The sequence below is a fragment of the Micromonospora arborensis genome, assembly GCF_003205615.1.
Taxonomy (GTDB): Bacteria; Actinomycetota; Actinomycetes; order Mycobacteriales; family Micromonosporaceae; genus Micromonospora; species Micromonospora arborensis.
Map to the genome: position 1 here is coordinate 12,212 of NZ_PYBV01000061.1, position 18,248 is coordinate 30,459.

Here is an 18,248-nt window from a genome sequence, read left to right on the forward strand (position 1 = left end):
TTACTGATTGTGCTCCAACCGTCGTGGGAGTGTGCCGATGCGACCATTCCGCCACCGCCGTCTCACCGCCGCCGTCGCCCTGGCGACCCTGCTCGTCACCGCCGCACCGACCACCGCCGCGAGCGCCAGCGACAACCACCAGCGCCGCGCCGGCTATCACCGGGTCGGCTACTTCACCCAGTGGGGCATCTACGGCCGGGCCTTCCCGGTCAAGAAGCTCGACACCTCCGGTGCGGCGAGCCGCCTCACCCACGTCAACTACGCCTTCGGCAACGTCAGCGAGGACGGACGCTGCTACCTGGACGGCGGGCCGGCCGAGGGCGACGCCTGGGCCGACTACCAGCGCCCCGTCCCGGCCGAGGAGAGCGTCGACGGTGTCGCGGACGCCCCCGGCCAGGCGCTCAACGGCAACTTCGGCCAGCTCGCCAAGCTCAAGGCCAAGCACCCCGACCTGCAGGTGCTGATCTCGCTGGGCGGCTGGAGCTGGTCGACGTACTTCTCGAACGCAGCCCGCACCGACGCCTCCCGCAAGGCGTTCGTCGCGTCCTGCATCGACCTCTACCTCAAGGGCAACCTGCCTGGCACCCCGGGCGCGGCCGTCGGCGTCTTCGACGGCATCGACCTCGACTGGGAGTGGCCCAACTGGGCGGGTGAGCCCGGCAACGTCATCCGCCCGGAGGACCGGGAGAACTTCACCAAGCTGCTCGCCGAGTTCCGCCGGCAGCTCGACGCGTACGGCCGCACGACCCGCACCCACCACCCGCTGACCGCCTTCCTGCCGGCGAACCCCGCCACGATGGACGCCGGCTACGAGGGCCGCAAGATCTTCAAGTACCTGGACTTCGCCACCGTGCAGGGGTACGACTTCCACGGTGGCTGGGACGCGGTGACCAACCAGCAGTCGGCGCTGCGCGTGCCGGCGGGCGCCCCGGACGACCCGGACTTCTCCGCCGAGGTTGCCATCGACGGGTGGATCGCCCGTGGTGCCCCGCGCGACAAGCTGGTCCTGGGCATCCCGTACTACGGCCGGGGCTGGACCGGCGTCACCGGGGGCGGCAACGGCCTGTTCCAGCCCGCCGCCGCGCCCGCGCCGGCTACCTTCGAGGCCGGGTACGAGGACTACAAGAAGCTCAAGACCCTGGCCGGTGCAGGGTTCGCCGTGCACCGCGACCTCCGTGCCGGGCATGCCTGGCTGTTCGACGGTACGACGTTGTGGACGTACGACGATCCGGCGGTCGTGTTGCAGAAGATGCTCTACATCCGACGGGCCGGCCTGGCTGGCGCGATGATCTGGTCGCTGGACGGCGACGACGACAACGCCACGCTGACCAAGACGATCGGCCTCGGGCTGACGACCTGGTAGGCGTACCCCCCTCGACCTGACCCGTCGCCGGCCGATTCCTCGGTCGGCGGCGGGCCGGGCTACCCCTCTTCGGGGGTGGCCGCGCGTACGGCGGCCTCGATGAGCGCGGTCACCTGGTCCATGTCCCGGGCCCGGCGGACGTCCAGCTCCGCGGACCAGCCGTCCGGCCGGGTGAGCGTCACCGTCACGTCGTCGCGGCGGTGGGTCAGCCAGCCGGCGATCGCCTGGACCAGCACCATGACGGCGCCGCCACTGCCGACGGCCACCAGCAGCACGTCCTCGGCCGACATCTCGTCGGGTGGTGCCGTCGAACCGACGGCGGGTGCGGCAGTCACCGTGCCGCGGAGCCGGTCCTCATTGCGCAGCCAGGACGCCAGGGAACGCCGAGCGGCGGCGGAGGGAAGATCTGGATGGACCGAGAGCGTGATCGTCTCCTGAGAGGCGGGCAACGTCTTCTCCTTCCGGCGAGGACAACCCCACACCGTCATCCTGCCAGCCGACGCCGACTCCGGGCAGCCCGCAAAGTCGCCGAAGTCGATCAGACCTTGACCACCGCATCGGCGGTTCATAGGCTCCGGCCACTGCGAGGCTTTCCCCCAAGAAGGGACCCCGAGACATGGCTCCATCGTCGCGTCCGATCTGGACGGTCCTCCCGAGACGGTTGGCGGGCGCCGCCGCGATCGCGCTCCTAGTCGGCATGACTCCCCTGCTCAGCGGCACGTCCGCCGCGAGCGCCGCCCGGCCGTCCCCCTGCCGCAACGACCCGACCGCCCGGTTGAGCACCGTGCCCAGCCCGGAGGCCATCCTCGGCTTCCCACTGGGGGTGGGTCAGGAGCGGGTCGTCACCAACGACGAGGTCCGCACCTACCTCGGGGCCGTGGACAGCGCCTCCAACCGGGTCGTCACGGGCGTGCTCGCCACCAGCGTGCTCGGGCAACCGCTGCCGTACGCGGTGGTGTCCAACGAGCGCAACGTGCGGCCCGCCGCCCTGCGGGAGATCGCCGACGACGTCCGGGACCTGCGCGACCCGCGCCGGACCAGCGCGCGGACGGCCGCCCGGACGGCGAAGGACAGCCCGGCCATCGTCTGGGTCACCGCGAACGTGCACGGCGGCGAGAAGAGCGGCGCCGACGCCGCCCTCAAGACGCTGTACGAGTTGGCGGCGGGCCTGTCCTGCGCGGTCGAGCAGCGCAACGACAACCTGGTCACCATCATCGTCCCCACGCAGAACCCGGACGGGCGCGACGCGACCCGGCGGCAGAACGAGTTCGGCTTCGACCTGAACCGGGACTGGTTCGCCCGCACCCAGCAGGAGACGGACGGCAAACTCGAACTGCTGCGCCGCTACCCGCCGCAGGTCTTCATCGACGCCCACGAGATGGGTGGCCGCGAGTACTTCTTCCCGCCCAACGCCGACCCGATCCACCACGAGATCGCCGGCGAGGCGGTGGACTGGATCAACCGGATCGGCGAGGCCAACAAGGCCGGCTTCGGCTTCAACGGCGCCTGCGACGAGACCGTCACCACCGAGTGCTACTTCAACTACGACACGTACGACATGTTCTTCATGGGTTACGGCGACACGGTGCCGACCACCGGCTTCGGCGCGGCCGGCATGACGTACGAGAAGGGCAGCACGTCGGCGGTGGCCGACCGGGTCCAGCAGCAGTTCAACACCCAGTGGTCGACGCTCGGTTGGGCCGCCGCGAACAAGCGTGAGGTGCTGAGCGGTTACTTCGACATCTGGACCGACGCGCTCGCTCAGGGCAGGGCGGGCACGCTGGAGCCGAACGAGGTGGTACAGCCCACCAACGAGGTCCAGTTCCCGGTGCCCGACATCAAGGTCCGCTCGTACTTCCTGCTGCCCGACCGGCAGCTCGCCGACGTCCGCCAGCTCGTCGAACGGCTACGGCGCATGGACGTCGAGGTGTACGAGGTGCAGAAGCCCACCAAGGTGCCCAGTGCGCGGGTCTTCGGCGGCCGGACGGCCACCAACGTGACGGTGCCGAAGGGCGCGTACTGGATCCCGATGGACCAACCGCAGAAGCACTGGATCCAGGCCATCATGGGCGAGGATCCGTACGTCCCGTTCCCGTACTTCTACGACGTGTCGTCCTGGAGCAATCCGCTGCTGATGGGCGTCTCCACCATCTACACCGGCGACAACGTCCGGCCGAAGGCCCAACTGGTCCGGGACATCTCCGGCGGTCGAGCCGCGCCAGCGGTGCCGTGGGGCTCCTACACGTACCCGCTGGACTCGGCCGCCGCGGCGGAGTTCACCTTCACCCTGCTCGGGCGCGGCGTCCCGCTCGTGCGTGACCTGCGAACCAGCCGGGTCGCGATCCCGGCGACCAAGCTGAGCCGTACGGTCGACGAGCTGGCCGAGTCCCTCGGGGTGACTCTCACCCCGGGCGGACGTCCCACCGGCACCCCGCTCGCCCGGCCGGATGTCGGGCTGTTCCAGGGCACCGGCATCTCCACCACGTCGGGCTCCCACGGCGAGGCCCGGTACGTGCTCGGCAAGCGGTGGGGGCTCGACCTCACCCCGGTCACCACTGCCGACATCAACGACAACACCGCGGCGTTCACCGGACGTACGGTGCTGCTGGTGCCGGACGGGAGCAGCGCGACCGGCGGTCTGACCGCCGCCGGGCAGGCCAACCTGCGCGACTGGATCGCCCAGGGTCACACGTACATCGGGCTGCGCAACGAGGGCACCCGGGTGGCCCGCGCCGCCGGGCTCACCTCCACCACCGAGAAGACCAAGCCGGCGGACTACCTGGTGATCGGTTCGCATCTGCGGGTCGACGTGGACACCGCGAGCCCGGTCGCCCTGGGCCGCCCCGCGGAGGACTTCGAGTTCAACAACAGCGACCCGATCCTCAACCCGAGCACCACCGGCACCAATGTGCTCAGCTACCCGGCGGGCGACACGTTCTGGGCCAACGGCTACACCGTCGGCGCGGACACGCTGAAGGGGACGGCCGCGGTGGTCGACGAGCCGACCGGCGCCGGTCGGGCGGTGCTGTTCGCGTTCAATCCGCTCTTCCGGGCGTACAACGAAAATGGTCTGCACCTGGTCGCCAACGCGTTGCTCTACCCGGCGGGCGCGGCGCCGGACGCCCGGCGCAAGGCCGGCGTCGACCCGGCGCGCGCCAGCGCCGCCGCCGCGCCGGTGGCGGCGGACCTGGGCGGCGGATGGCGGCCGATCACCATCGAGGTGGCGGCGGCGGACCTACCGCGTACCCGGGCGATCGTCGAACGCTTCAGCAGCGACGCGCAGGCGTCCGCGAAGAACGGCTCGGCGTACGTGGTGATCCCGAACCCCCAGGGACTCCAGGTGGACGAGCACCCGTTCGCGAGGGATCTGGTGCGCGCGCTGCACGACGCCAAGGTGCCGCTGCGGTCGGTGGTCGCCTGACGGAGCCGGCACCGCGAAGCGCCCGTCCCCACGTTGGGGATGGGCGCTTCCGCGCGTGCTGCAGGCGGCAGAGGTGCCCGGCACCGCCGTGAGCGCGCCCGGTCAGCGTTTCGGGCGGAGGGTGTCGACCCGGGCGACGGACTGGTCGATGCGCGCCTGGCTCAGCTTTCCGCTCTCGACCAGCCCGACCACCACGTTCAGCGTTTCCTCGAAGATGTCCGGTTCGTACACCTGCTGGTTGGCGAAGACGAGCAGGTCGACGCCGGCCTGCAGCGCCAGGTGAACGGCCTCGGCGGAGCCGTACTGGCGCGTGATGGCCACCGCCTGCATGTCGTCGCTGACCACCGGGCCCTGCCAGCCGAGCTCACCGCGGAGCAGATCCGTGATGACCTTCGGCGACAGTGAGGCGGGCCGGTTCGGATCCAGTTGTTTGTTGAGCACGTGCGCCGCCAACACCGAATCCGCCAGGCCGGCCCGGATCAACCGTCGGTACGGTTCCAGCTCGATGGGCCGCCAGGTGGCGCTGACGTCGACGACCTCGAAGTCGGTGTTTCCCGCAGCGCTTCCGATGCCCGGGAAGTGCTTGAGCGAGGTCTTGACGCCGGCGGCCCGGTGGGCGTGGATCTCCTCGGTGGCGTTGCTGACGACCACGTCGGGATCCGCGGAGAAGCTACGGTCCAGTGCTCCGATCGCCCGGCTCGCCGGATCGATGTTCAAGTCGACGACGGGCGCGTAGTTGAGGTTGACCCCGACCCGGGTGAGGCTCTCCACCAATCCCCGCGCCCACTCGCGCGTCGCCGCCGGCGAGTTCTCGGCGCCGATCTCGGCCTCGGACCTGGTGGCGGGGAACCCGTTGCTCGGGTTGAGCCGCGCGGTCCGTCCGCCTTCCTGGTCGATCGACACGATCAGCCGGCCCGGCGCGGCCTTCTTGAGCTCCCGCACCAGCGTGGTGACCTGCTGCGGTGAACGGACGTTGCGAGCGGCCCCGGTCTCCAGGTCGCGGTCGAAGAGGATCACCCCGCCGAGACCGTCTCTGATCGCCCTGACGATCCAGTCGCTGCTTTTCACCCGGTCGCCACGGAAGCCCACCACGAGCAGGCTCGCGATCTTCCGCCGGAGCGCTGCCTGGTCCGGCGTACCGCTCGTCGCGGCGCGCGTCGGCTGCGGCGTGGGCAGGCTGGTTCGAGCGGTCTGGCAGGCGGTGAGCGCGGCCACGGCGGCCGAGCCGGCCCCCGTGAGCAGCAGCCGGCGAGGCAGACGTGATCCGTTCACGTCCGCACGCTACGGGCCACCGATCCCCCGGCGAGACGCGAACGCGAGCACCTCACCCGTTCGATGCCCGTGGCCGATCGGAGCCACCTCGCTGGCCCCTTCAGGCGGTGCGGGCCTGCTCCGCCTCGCGGCAGAGCAGGCCCGCACGTCATCCGTCGCCGCTCACGCGACGCCGGTCATTGGCTATCCGAGCGACAGGCCCCAAGGTCAGGCCGTCGCCACACCGAAGAGGTGAAGGACGGCGTCGCCCTCGGTGGTGGCCGGCAGTGTCAGGCTCGCGAGCTGCTTGCCCGGCTGCAGGTCGATCGGGGCGGTGGCGAAGACGTAGGTAGCCACCGGCTCGATGCCGCTGCCCATCTTGTCGCGGTAGGTCGTGTGTACCGCCGTCACGTTGCCGAACGACGGCTGATCGCCCCCACCACCGAGAGTCCAGTCGCTGAAGCCGATCACCGCCTGCTGGGTGCTGCCGTCGGTGTAGGTCAGCGTCACCGTGCCGCTCGCGGCACCGAAGACGGCGCTGCCCAGCAGGCTCAGCTTGGTGTCGCCCTCGGCCTCCTGGACGCTGAGCACCTGACCGCCACCGCCGACCAGGATGTTGTCCGGGTCGCCGGGCGCCACGTTCGGCCAGGTGAAGTCGAACCCGTTGGCTGACACGGTGGACCCCGGCGTCACCCCGGCGGCTTCGAGCGCCTTGGCGGAGTAGCTCCAGCCCCCGGTGTCGAAGTTGGCCTGCGGGTTGGTGTCGTCGGCCGAGATGCCGTTGCTGTTCAGGTTCCACAGCACGCTGTCCCGGACGGCGACCGTCACCGGCAGCGTGACCGTGGGCAGCACCGCGCCGGAGGCGGTGGTGGCGGTCACCGTCACCGTGTACGGACCGGCCTTGAGGTCGGCCGCCGCCGAAACGGTGAGCGCCTTGCTACCCGTTCCGTCACCGGTCAGCTTGAAGTCACCCTGAGCGGGGGTGACGGTCAGTCCGGCGGGGGCGCTGACCTTCCAGCGCACGGCGGTGGGCTTGTCGGTGAGCGCCTGGACCTTGTACGTCGCAGCCGCGGTGCTGCCCGGCTCCACCTTCAGCGTCTGCGGGCTCGCCCCGGCCAGGTACGGCTGCCGACCGTCGCCGTACGAGGGCGGCGCGTCGGCGGGAGCGCTGCCCCACGACTTGTTCGGCTTTGCACCGAGCACGAAGTCGACGGTGCCGCCCTTGTTGACCAGGGTGTCGGGGACCCAGCTCCGGTTCGACTTCTTGCCGTTCACCTTGACCGACTGGATGTACTTGTTCTTGGACGATGCGTCCGGGGCGTTGACCGTGATCGTGCGGCCGTGCCCGGCCTCGATCACCGCGCGCGGGAAGAGCGGTGCGGAGAGCACCAGGTCGGCCCGGCTCGGGTTCTGCGGGTACATGCCCAGCGCGGAGAAGACGTACCACGACGACATGGTGCCGGCGTCGTCGTTGCCCGGGATGCCGCCCGGGGTGTTGCTCCAGAGCTGGTCCACTACCGCCCGGACCGTCTCCTGCGCCTTGTAGGGCACGCCGAAGTAGTTGTAGAGGTACGGCGCGTTCATGTCAGGTTCGTTGGTCGGGTCGTACCGGTTGAGGTCCCGGGCGGAGAAGTCGAAAGTGCCGTCAGGGGTGCGGAAGAAGGCGTCGAGCCGCTGCTCGGCGGCCTTGTTGCCACCCATGGCGCGAGCCAGACCAGCGACGTCCGAGTAGACCATCCAGGTGTAGCGGGCGCTGCTGCCCTCGACGAACCCGCTCTCGGTGGCCGGGGTGAAGGTGCGGTCCGCCCAGGTGCCGTCGGCCTTGCGGGAGCGCATGTAGCCACCCTGCGGGGTCGCGGTCACGTCGAAGACGTTGCTCCAGTTGCCCGACCGCTTGAGGAAGGTCCGCTCGTTCGCCCGGTCGCCAACCTGGCCGGCGAGCTCGGCGAGAGCGAAGTCGGCGACCGCGTCCTCCATCGTCTCGGCCGCGCCACCCCAGCAGGAGCAGCCATCAGCCGGTACGTAGCCCAGTTGCAGGTACTTGTCGAGCGCGGGACGCTGACCGACGCAGGCCACGTTGCAGCCGGCGCTGTCGGAGTCGTTCGCGTTCGGCACCGTCGCCGCGGTGATCAGCGAACGAAGAGCGCCCTTGACGTCGAAGTCCCGCCCGCCGAAGGCGTGGATGCCGGCGACCGCCGGGGCCGCCGGGTCACCGGACATGACGCTCGTCTTGCCGTGCACCAGCAGCCAGCGGTCCCATTCGCCGCCACGCTGGGTGGCGTAGTTGAACAGCGACTGCGCATAGTCGCTACCCGCCTTCTGGTCGATCAGCGTCATCAGCTGCACCTGGGCGCGGTACTGGTCCCAGCCGGAGAAGGTGCCGTACTGCGCCTCCTGGCCCTTGGCCAGCCGCTGGGGCTTGCCGTCGGCGCCGAGGTATCGGCCATCCACGTCACTGGCGAGCGTGGGCTCGAGCATGGAGTGGTACAGCGCCGTGTAGAAGGTGCTGAGCTGGTCGGCGGAGCCGCCCCCGACTTTGATCTTGCTCAGATGCCGTTGCCAATCCGCCGTGGCCTCGGACCGGACTGCGTCGAAGGTCTTCTTCTGCGGGTTCTCCGCCCGCAGGTTGGCCTCGGCGTTGTCCAGGCCGACGTAGGAGATGGCGACCTTCACGCCGACCTTCGTGGTGCCCTCGGCGAAGGTGACGTAGGCGCCGGAACCCTTGCCCGGGACCGGACCGCCGGTGTCGACGCCCGTGCCGCCCGAGGCCGTCGAGGCGCCCGGCGTCACGGCGGCGTCCTGCCACGTGCCGAACCGGGCGAAGGGCTGGTCGAAGTGGGCGGTGAAGTGCACCGTGTACAGGGCTTTGCGGTTGTTCTCGCTCTGCGGGCCGCAGAAGTTGCCGGCCGTTACCGAACCGGTGACGGTCCGTGCGGCGGCGTCCACCTGCACGGTGGCGTCGGTGCTGCCGGTCTCCGAGTTGGAGGTGCGGAACAGCATGCTGGCGGGCTTGTTGGCCGGGAACCCGAACCGGCCCGAGCCCGTGCGGGCAGTGGTGGTCAGCTCAGCCGACGCACCGCTGTCGAGGCCGACCCGGTAGTAGCCGGCACGCGCCGTCTCGTTCTCGTGGGAGAAGTCGCTCGCGTACGTCGCGTCGGAGGTGTCGACGCTCGGTGACGAGGTGACGTCACCGACGTACGGCATGATCGGGATGTCGCCGGCGCCTCCGTTGCAGCCGACGCCGTTGAGGTGGGTGAGGCTGAAGCCACGGATCCGGGTCGCCCCGTACTCGTACCCACCGGGCGCGGGGGTCGAGACCTGGGCGCCCCTGGTGGTCTGCGGGCTCCAGGCCAGCATGCCGAAGGGACGCACCGCTCCGGGGTAGGTGTTGCCGAGGTTCGTCGAGCCGATCAGCGGGTTGACGTACGCGGCCGGGTCGGTGACCAGCCGCGGGCCGGGGGCGGCCGAGGCGGGCGAGCCCGCGCTGACCGCCGCCAGCGCGGCTACGGCCGTCGTCACGACAGCGGCGAGAGTTCGGCGTCTCGCGGTCTGCACCGCACGAGCCGTTGGGTTTGACACAGTACTTGCCCTTCGATTAACGACCGTGTGCGCGAAGCCCGACGGGAACACCGTCACGCGCTTCTCCATGCCGGGGCCGTCGCACTCAGCCGTGACAACGTTGTCTCAATCCAGGAAGGATGCTCGCCCCTCAGCGGAGACCTGTCAAGATCCCCGGCGCATTCCGCGAGCCCCGTTCGAGCCAGCCGGAGCACGGCGTCAGCGTCAGCCCCACCCGCGGCGATCTGCCGACTGTCGTCGGTGGGGGGTGACCCGCACGGCCGTGCCAACCCGCTCCCAGGTGGCGCTCCACCCGCTGGCGCACCCGCTGCCAGCCGGTCACGAAGCGCAGGTCCAGTTTGGGCGCATTGCGAGGTGTCAAGTTGGCGACACTTCGGCGACACCCTGGCCGCCGCCGCCACTAATACCATAAGCGCATGTCACCAAAGGTCTCGATTGTCGCCACGGACAGCCACCGCGAGCCCGGCCCACGACCAGGCGCCGACGTGACCTTTCTGCCGTTCGCCGACGACGACGGCATTCCGGTCTACGACGACTCCGCTCCCGAACTGATCCAGGAACTACTGGCCGCCGGGTTGACGGCGGGCACCTGGCACCCTCCCGCAGAGTGCGAGTTCGTCTCGTCCCGTGGCGTACTGACCGACTCCCTGCTCCAGATCGGCGTGGGGATCGGATCATCCGCCGGCTGGTACGCCCTGCAGACGCTGCTGCGTCGTCGCGGCGGCCAGCTCCGGGTGGTCGCGATCTTCGACAACGGCACCGAGCGGCGGCGTGCCGAGGTGACCGGAGAGGCGGCCGACGTGGTGCAGGCGTTGACAACGCTCGACCCGTTCGACTCGGAGCCATCCTGATGACGCCCGGCGCACCGTTTCGGCGCGGTTGTGGCAACGAGCGATCACCCGAGGCTCGTGCGTGAGGCCCCGCGGCTTCATTCGCCACCCGTAGCGGAGGAACGCCGCCGACTCGTCGGACAGATCACGACCGTGCTGGAAGGGTCGTCGGTCATCCAGGACCCGAGCAGCCGCCAGCTACTGCTTCAGGAGCTGGGGCATGCGCTGGGCGGCGCACTGGGCTACCGCGAGGTGGGTCTGCTCCGCCCCCAGATCATCGCGCTGGTGACGGTCTGCGTGGACCGGCCAGGTGGGCTGCGTTGCCTCGCCGAATGCCTCGAGCTGCTCGAGCCGGACAGCAAACAGACCATGGCGTTGCTGCGCCTGGCCGACGACTGGCAGGCATTTGAGCTGCTTTCCGACTACGACGTCACCTGGCTGCGCGGGGTGCTGTCCACGCTCGACGTGACCGACGACCTGCGGCGGTTCGTCGCCGAGATCCGCGCGACCCCCGCCCCGGCCTGGTGCGAGAGCGCCTGGGAGCTCTTCGCTCACCTCACCTCGGCGAACGCGCACGGTGAGGTGCCACCGTGGCTCCAGTTGCTCGGCCGGCTGGCGACGGCCGTGCCGCCGGCAACGCTGCCCCGGCTGCTCCAGCTGTGCGCGCAGCTGACGACAGACTGGGGGGTCGCGGATCAGCTCGACGCCACTCAGCCGACCGCACCGATCCCCACCGCCTCCGCCTACCTGGTGATCCAGTTCGAGAAGTACGGCGGCGACGACGACACGTACATCATGTCCCACTGGTACCAGTGGGCGTCTCCGGAGTGGCAGCCGATCCGCGGCGAGGACCACCACGTCGCGTACGGCGACCTCGAGGCGGCCGTCGACCGGGTCATCAACGAGGCCGAACGTCGTTGGGCGGCGCGGGCCGGAGCGGTGACGATCGAGTTCGTACTGCCCTGGCAGCTCATCAACGAACCGGTCGACACCTGGCGCAAGGAGCTTCAGTCCGGGTTGCCGAGCCCGCTGACCACGGAGTATCCCCTGGTGATCAGAAGTCTGGAGCGGATCCGCGCCAGCCAGTGGCACCGGCTGTGGCGCAGTCGCTGGCGAGGTGTCACCGATCACCCGAGCGACCGGAAACTGATCCACTGCGCGGCGCAGCACCACGCCGACGTGCAGCTCGAAGCGATTCTCAAACGCGAGAGCGCTGTCGTCGTGCTGGTGCTCAGCGAGTCCCCGACCGTCGACAGCCTCGGCGAGCGGCAGTTGCTCATCGGGCTGCGCTCCGGTGTGCCAGCGATCGTGTGGCACCGAGATCCACCGTCCATAAAGGATCTATGCCAGACTGTTGCGTCGATGGTCGGCGATCGGACGTCAGGCACAGGTGTGAGAGACCTTCCGAATCGTGCCGCGCACCTGCGGCAGTCGGCCTGGAGTGAAGACCCCGAAGGGCTCGACAAGCACGTCGGGCACGGTTTTGTGATGTTGTTCGACGATCCGGATCGGCAGCCCGGTGGGGCGGACTCCGCCGACGACGACAGGCGAAGGGTCCTGGCATGAGCGGTAACGGCCAGCGGAGGACAAGGAGCGCCGCCCGGCGGCGCACAGACCGGCCAGGCACACCCGCCTTCGACCGGTACCGCCCAGTGCCGCTGCCGCGGACCGTATCGACGACGGGGCCGTGATGAAACAGTCGCTGCCTTCGACCTTCGACTCCGCGACGCGTCCCGCCGACGGGTTGGGGCTCGATCCGACGCGGCACCGCCGGGATCTTGTGGTGGTCGTCGACGACGACCCGGTGATGGAGTTCTGGGCCGACGAGATCGCCACCTACGTCGCCGTGCTGCGCGCCCAACGGGGCTTCAGCTCGGTCGAGGTCTGGCGGCTGGCCGTGGACGACGGCGCGCTCGTGGTGATCGACGGTGCCGACAGCGCTCCCGCCGCGCCCTCGGCTCTGATCGATCCGGCCGGGCAGCGCGTCGTCTTCCTGCTGACCCACGGCGGGTCTGACGCCTGGCGCGGCGGCCTCATCCAACCCGTCCTCGTCTCGTGGGCCGCCAGCATGACGATTGCCGTGGTCAACCTGCTGCCCCAGCAGCGCTGGCGCGAGCGGCGGATGGAGACGACCGAGGTGGCCTGGAGCCCGGACGCCCTGGGTTCCGTGACGCGCCGGTGGTCGTGGCGGGTCAGCGGCCTGGACCTTCGCCCTACCGACGAGCAGGACGACTCCCGGCTGACGGCGGTCCCGGTCATCGAGCGCGGCACCGACTGGTTGCAGCAGTGGAGCCGTCTGCTGGCCGAACCGCCGACCGGTGACGTACGACTGCCCGCGTTGCTCTTGCCGCCCGACGGCGAGATCGCCCGCCCGGTCAGCCGGACACCGACCGCACACGAAGTTGTCGCCCGCTTCCGGGCCACCGTGTCGCCGTCATCGTTCGCCCTCGCGACCCGTTTGGCGGCCGCTCCGCTCAACGCCCGGGTGGTCCGCGCCCTGTTGAAGACGGTGGTGCGATCGGGGCCGGCGCAGCTGACCGAGGTGCTGACGAGCGACCTGGTGCGTCCCGTCCTGCAGCGGGCCGCGCCGACGAGCGACACCCGCATCAGGTACGAGTTCGCGCACGGCGTCCGCGAGCGGCTCCTCACGCTCGGGTACCGCGACCGAACCGTCGAGGTCCAGCACGTGGTGGAGTACGAGCTGGCACACGACGTCGAGGCGGTGCGCAACCTGACCCTTCGCATCAAGGATCCGCGCCACACGTCGTACGAACGCGTCACCCCGGCCGCAGAGCCTTACCTGCGGGTCGAGTTGGCTGTTCACCTCTCACTGGGCGGGCCGAACCTCGTCGCGGCCGCGCGGCTGGGCCAGGCGCTCGGCTCACCCATTCCACGGCAGGTACGTCGAGTACTGGAGCCCTCTTCCGTTACCGCTCACAGGACCATGGAGTCCGGAATGTCTGACACAGTGAAATCGCCGGACTCGGCGGCACCGCTCGGCACTGCGCCGCACACCATGCTGGACGTCGAGGCGGGCACCGCCCCGAGCGTGTCGACCCGCGACCTACCGCCCGCGCAGCGGCTCGACGGCCAGTTACCGGCAGTCGTCGGCAACCTGCCCCTGCGGAACACAAATTTCACCGGCCGACGTGAGCTGCTCGACGCGCTGCATCAACGCCTGCGCGCCGGCACCACCGCCGTGCTGCCCGAGGCGGTGCACGGCGCTGGCGGTGTCGGCAAGTCGCAACTTGTCATCGAATATGTCTACCTGCACCAGCAGGACTTCGACCTCATCTGGTGGATCCCGGCCGAGCGTCCGGCCCAGATCCAGTCCGCGCTGGTGGACCTGGCGGCGCGCTTGAACCTGCCGGTGCCGTCGACGGCCAACACGGCGGTGCCGGCGGTGCTGGAGGCCCTGCGCGTGGGCCGTCCGCACTCGAACTGGCTGCTGATCTTCGACAACGCCGAGGATCCGATGGACGTGGAGCGTTTCTTCCCGAAGGGCGGGCCGGGAAGCATCGTGGTCACGTCCCGCAACGGCGAGTGGCGGGAGATCGCGAACAGCCTCGCGGTCGACGTGTTCGAGCGCCAGGAGAGCATCGAACTGCTCCGTCGTCGCGGCCCGGACCTGGCCGTCACCGACGCCGACCGGCTCGCCGCGGCCCTGGGCGACCTCCCGTTGGCCATGGAGCAGGCGGCGGCGTGGCGCGCTGAGACGAAGATGCCGACCGACGAGTACCTCGAACTGCTCAACGCCAGTCGTCCGGTGCTCGACGACGAGACGACGTCGCAGCAGGATTACCCCGACCTCGTCGCCGCGGCGTGGAACGTGTCGCTCAACTGGCTGCGCGAGCAGGACCGCTCGGCGCTCCGCCTGCTGCAGGTGTGTTCGTACTTCGCCTCCGAGCCGATCGGCAAGGTGCTGCTCTCGAAACCGCGTGCGCTGCGCATCCACCCCGACCTCGATCCGCTCGTCCGCAACCCGATCCGCCTCAACCGGGCGATCCGCACGATCGGCCGACTGTCGCTGGCCCGGATCGACCACCGGACGAACTCGTTCCAGATGCACCGCCTCGTGCAACGCGTCCTGATCAACCAGATGGACCCGGACGACCGGGAGGCGATGCGACACGGTGCACACATGCTGCTCGCCGGCAACGACCCCGATCAGCCCGACGATGCCGAGCACTGGCCGCGGTACGCCGAGCTGTACCCGCACATCATCGCCTCGGGGGCCGAGTGGTGCTCGAACGAGCTCGTGCGGGACATGGTGTTGAACGAGGCGAAGTATCTCTGGCGCTGGGGTGACCACCACGGCGCCCGTGATCTCTCGCAGCGGGCGTGGACGGCGTGGACCACCGGCTCGGACGGCGCCGACCCGGACAGCCTTCGGATGGCGAGCTGGCTCGGCTTCATGCACTTCGTCGTCGGTGACTACGCCGCCGCGGCACCGTTGAACGCCCGGACGCTCGAGCTGTACCGACAGACCCTCGGTGAAGACCGTGAGGAGACCCTGGACGCCATCGGCGCCGTGGCCGCCGACCACCGCGTCGCCGGTGACTTCGCTGGCGCGCTCGATCGCTCGCTCATCGTCTACGAGCAGGCCAAACAGAACTTCGGCGAGGATGAGCCGTTCACCCTGCGCGCCGCGCACAACCTCGCGGTGAGCATGCGGCTGTCCGGTCTCTTCGGACGAGCCCTCCAGCTCGACGACCAGACCTACCAGCGTCTGGTGCAGATCTACGGCACCGACCACCCGGACAGCCTCAGCACCTTCGGCGGCATCAACCTCGACCGCCGCGAACTCGGCGACTACGTGGCGGCGCACGCCAACCAGGAGAACGTCGTCGCGACGGCCCGTCGCATGCTGAGGTACGACGACCACCCCGACCTGCTTCGGCAGAGCCACATGCTGGCGAGCTTCCGGCGCAAGGCCGGTCACCACCATGACGCGCTGGACCTGTCCAGTGACGTGCTCCGCCGGTTCCGGACCCGCTATGGCGACAACCACCCGGACACGGTGCTCGCCCGGCTGACGTTCTCCATCGACCTGCGGCTGAGCGGCGACCTGCGCGCCGCGCGGGAAGCGGCGGAGATCGCCGTGGAGGGGCTGCGCCGGCTGTACGGCGAGCACCACCCGCACACCGCCGGCGCCCAGGTTGACCTGGCGGTGACGCTCCGGCTCCTGGGCGAGTGCGCACAGGCCAGGGATCTCAACCAGAGCTCGGTGCGACGGTTGACCGGCAGGCTCGGCGAGTCGCACGCGCTGGTGCTGGCCGCCCGAGTCAACCTCGCGAGCGATCACTATGAGCTGGGCGAGTACGCCGAAGCCCACGCGCTCGACCTGGACACGCTCGCGCTGTGCCGACAGGTGCTCGGCAGCAGCCACCCCACCACGCTCGTGTGTGCGCTCAACCTCGCCATGGATCTGCGCGACCTCGGCCGTGAGGCGGAGGCGAGCATGCTGTTCGACAAGGGCCTTGAGCAACTGCGGCAGACCCTCGGCGTACGTCACCCGGCGGTCGCGGCGATCGGCGCCGGTGTCCGGGCCAACTGCGACATCGACCCGCTGCCCCTGTAGCGGCGCACGGTCGACCCGGCGGGGTCAGGCGGCCAGCCAACCCGCCGGGTCGACCGAGTCGAGATCCTGACCGGTGACCAGACCGCCGACCCAGGTGGCCAGCTCGATCGGGTCCGGAATGACCGTCCGGTGGCCCCGCGACCGTAGTCCGTCGACGACGGCGAGGACGAGGTCCGGGCAGCCCAGCAGTGCTCGCGTCACCGGGTCGGCAGGGCGGTCGAGCTGGGTGAGGCCGAGACCCACCCAGCCGTGCACGCTGGACGCGTCCTCGTGCAGCTCATCGAGGTAGCCAACGCGCGCCCGGTCCAGGTCCCCGGCCACCAGGGCGAGGTCGGCCGCGGTGGTGCCCGCTACCCTGGCCCCCACCTCGTCCGGTGCGGCGCGCAGTCGGCCAAAAGCGGCCGGATCGACCAGCAGGTACCTCCGGAGCACGGCCCGGGCGTCGAGCAAGCCCTCCGGTGGCGCCGCCAGCACCGTGCGACCGACGACAGCCTTCGCTGTCGGGTCACGGCGCTCCCAGGCTGCCGCCAGAGCCTCCCGGTCGGCGGGGTCGACGCGTATGTTGTGGCCACGCCACATCGCGCGGTGATCGACGGCGACGGCGCACGCCGCGTCGAGCGCGGCGGCGGGAACCGGGTCCTTCTGGCACGCCTCCAGCTCCGTGTACAGGGTGTCGACGAACCGCTGGCCGTGCCCGGTCAACCGGCCGGACGCCGCCAGCACCCGCAGGACGCCGAGGGTCTGCCGTCGCCACAGTGCGAACTCGAAGTCCGCGGCGGCCCGCTCGCCGGACGGTGCGTGGTGTCGGTGGGACCGCCAGAACTGGGTGATGCCGACGAACGCGTACGCGCCTTGGAGGAGGCCGGCGAGGGGTCTGGGGTCGTCCCGCCAGGGGGCGTAGTAGCGGATGTCCCCACTGCTCTCGACGAGGGTGAGCAGATGGGACAGCGCACCGAGCTTGTGGTGCTGCGACTCGTGCACCAGGGTGACGGCCAGTTGTGCCGCGTCGTCAGGCTCGGAGAGCAGCACACCGCCGAAGGCCTCGGCACCGGATGCGGACAGTTGCCGGAAACGGGCCCGGCGCGGCACGGGCACCACACTGCGCAGGGTCTCCGCGATCGCCTGGGCCCGATCGCGCTCCTGACTGACCAGCAGCTCCCAGGCTCGGGCGAGGAGCGCGCGCCAACGGACGATCTCGTCCGCCGACAGCGGCTGGGGCGCCGAAGGGCCCCGCAGGTCGCGGTACACGTCACGATCGTGCAGCTCGACTCGGAGTTCGACGCCGCCCGCGTGGGCCTCGACGATGATCGGTGCGTGCCAGTTCGGGTCGGCGGCCGAACATCGGATCGTCCGGGCGGCGCTCACCAGCTCGACCTGCCCGGCACGGGCCCGCGCCCGGACGACCGAGACGTCCGGCCGGATCGAGGCGGCACCCACGGTGGGTAGCACGGCCGTACCGTCTCGCACCGGGATGTCGAGGTCGAAGGACAGGCCCGCTCGTACGGCGCTCGCCGCCGCGAGGGCGTGCAGGTATCCGACGTCCATCCACAGCGGCAGGGAGGGGTCGGGATCGCCGAGGAGCCGACGCAAGGTGTGCGCGGCCCAGATGCCGACCTGCGGCTGGGCAAGGACATCCTCGGTGGCGGCTGAATCAGCAGCGTGCGCCTCAGCCAGGAGCTGCCAGGCGTCGGCGACCGAAACGAGCGGACCGGTGGCGTCGGGCCGCGCGGCGCAGCTGTCCAGCAGCGCCCGCAGCACGATCAGCCGCCAACTGCGCTCGGACCGCCAGAGCGCCGTGATGGTCCGTTCGTCGCCAGCGCCGCGGGCAAGGGCATGGAAGTGCTCGGGATCAAGGTACGTCGGGCCCATCGACACGGCATCACACGACATGGTCCTCCGAATCCGGCCCGGTAGGCCGTATCCGACTCGGGAAGGAGCCGTTGTAGCCGCTGATACTGCCTCCCGAATCGGCAACTCTCTCCTGCACCCGCGAGATAGCCGCAGTCATGCCGGTGCGGTCGACGGATCGCAAGGACGCAATGTCCACCGTTGACAAATCGAGCAATTCCGACTCGATACCGGCGAGGCCTTCCTCCATGAACGGCAACCCTTCGACGATGGCACTCAGTAGCTCCATCATCGCTTATGCCTGGAGCGCAACGAAAGCGTCACATCGAGCGACGTCCACCGCAACCCGGATACGGCGGCGACAGTGTCCGCTAT

10 protein-coding genes are annotated in these 18,248 nt (G+C 70.1%); 5 read left to right on the forward strand and 5 right to left on the reverse strand.

Annotation, left to right across the window (positions count from 1 at the left end):
- The first annotated feature begins 37 nt into the window (after window positions 1-37).
- Window positions 38-1,363 (forward strand): glycoside hydrolase family 18 protein, encoded by a 1,326-nt coding sequence (locus C7C45_RS31535; RefSeq protein ID WP_110568353.1) that lies wholly within the window; start codon window positions 38-40, stop codon window positions 1,361-1,363.
- A gap of 59 nt (window positions 1,364-1,422) precedes the next feature.
- Here the strand turns inward: C7C45_RS31535 and C7C45_RS31540 are convergent, their stop codons facing one another.
- Entirely contained in the window at window positions 1,423-1,812 is a 390-nt protein-coding gene (locus C7C45_RS31540; RefSeq protein WP_110568354.1) for an effector-associated constant component EACC1, read from the reverse strand.
- Between the two features lie 248 nt (window positions 1,813-2,060).
- On the opposite strand from C7C45_RS31540, the gene C7C45_RS31545 reads away from it, so the two are divergent.
- Window positions 2,061-4,784, forward strand: a complete 2,724-nt coding sequence (locus tag C7C45_RS31545) for a M14 family zinc carboxypeptidase (protein WP_244200665.1) — start codon at window positions 2,061-2,063, stop codon at window positions 4,782-4,784.
- A 102-nt stretch (window positions 4,785-4,886) separates the two neighbouring features.
- Here C7C45_RS31545 and C7C45_RS31550 read toward each other — a convergent pair whose 3' ends face one another.
- The gene (locus C7C45_RS31550) at window positions 4,887-6,056 is read right to left on the reverse strand and encodes a glycoside hydrolase family 3 N-terminal domain-containing protein (RefSeq protein ID WP_244200666.1); all 1,170 of its coding nucleotides are present in this window, start codon (window positions 6,054-6,056) and stop codon (window positions 4,887-4,889) included.
- Between the two features lie 207 nt (window positions 6,057-6,263).
- Entirely contained in the window at window positions 6,264-9,554 is a 3,291-nt protein-coding gene (locus C7C45_RS31555) for a GH92 family glycosyl hydrolase (protein WP_244200667.1), read from the reverse strand.
- Window positions 9,555-10,030: 476 nt separating this feature from the next.
- Here C7C45_RS31555 and C7C45_RS31560 point away from each other — a divergent pair, with 476 nt between their 5' ends.
- The 3 genes from C7C45_RS31560 to fxsT all read left to right on the forward strand — a co-directional run bounded on the left by C7C45_RS31560 (window position 10,031) and on the right by fxsT (window position 16,025).
- The gene (locus tag C7C45_RS31560; protein WP_146247464.1) at window positions 10,031-10,465 is read left to right on the forward strand and encodes a hypothetical protein; all 435 of its coding nucleotides are present in this window, start codon (window positions 10,031-10,033) and stop codon (window positions 10,463-10,465) included.
- Window positions 10,466-10,522: 57 nt separating this feature from the next.
- Window positions 10,523-12,010 (forward strand): VMAP-C domain-containing protein, encoded by a 1,488-nt coding sequence (locus C7C45_RS31565; RefSeq protein WP_146247465.1) that lies wholly within the window; start codon window positions 10,523-10,525, stop codon window positions 12,008-12,010.
- Window positions 12,011-12,134: 124 nt separating this feature from the next.
- Window positions 12,135-16,025, forward strand: a complete 3,891-nt coding sequence (gene fxsT, locus C7C45_RS31570; protein ID WP_110568364.1) for an FxSxx-COOH system tetratricopeptide repeat protein — start codon at window positions 12,135-12,137, stop codon at window positions 16,023-16,025.
- Between the two features lie 24 nt (window positions 16,026-16,049).
- Here the strand turns inward: fxsT and C7C45_RS31575 are convergent, their stop codons facing one another.
- Together C7C45_RS31575 and C7C45_RS31580 are read right to left on the reverse strand one after the other, a co-directional pair.
- The gene (locus tag C7C45_RS31575; RefSeq protein ID WP_110568366.1) at window positions 16,050-17,915 is read right to left on the reverse strand and encodes an HEXXH motif domain-containing protein; all 1,866 of its coding nucleotides are present in this window, start codon (window positions 17,913-17,915) and stop codon (window positions 16,050-16,052) included.
- Window positions 17,905-18,165: a hypothetical protein gene (locus C7C45_RS31580; RefSeq protein ID WP_110568368.1), complete on the reverse strand. Its 261-nt coding sequence runs from the start codon at window positions 18,163-18,165 to the stop codon at window positions 17,905-17,907. Before C7C45_RS31580 ends, C7C45_RS31575 begins: the two co-directional genes overlap by 11 nt.
- Window positions 18,166-18,248: the final 83 nt, after the last annotated feature.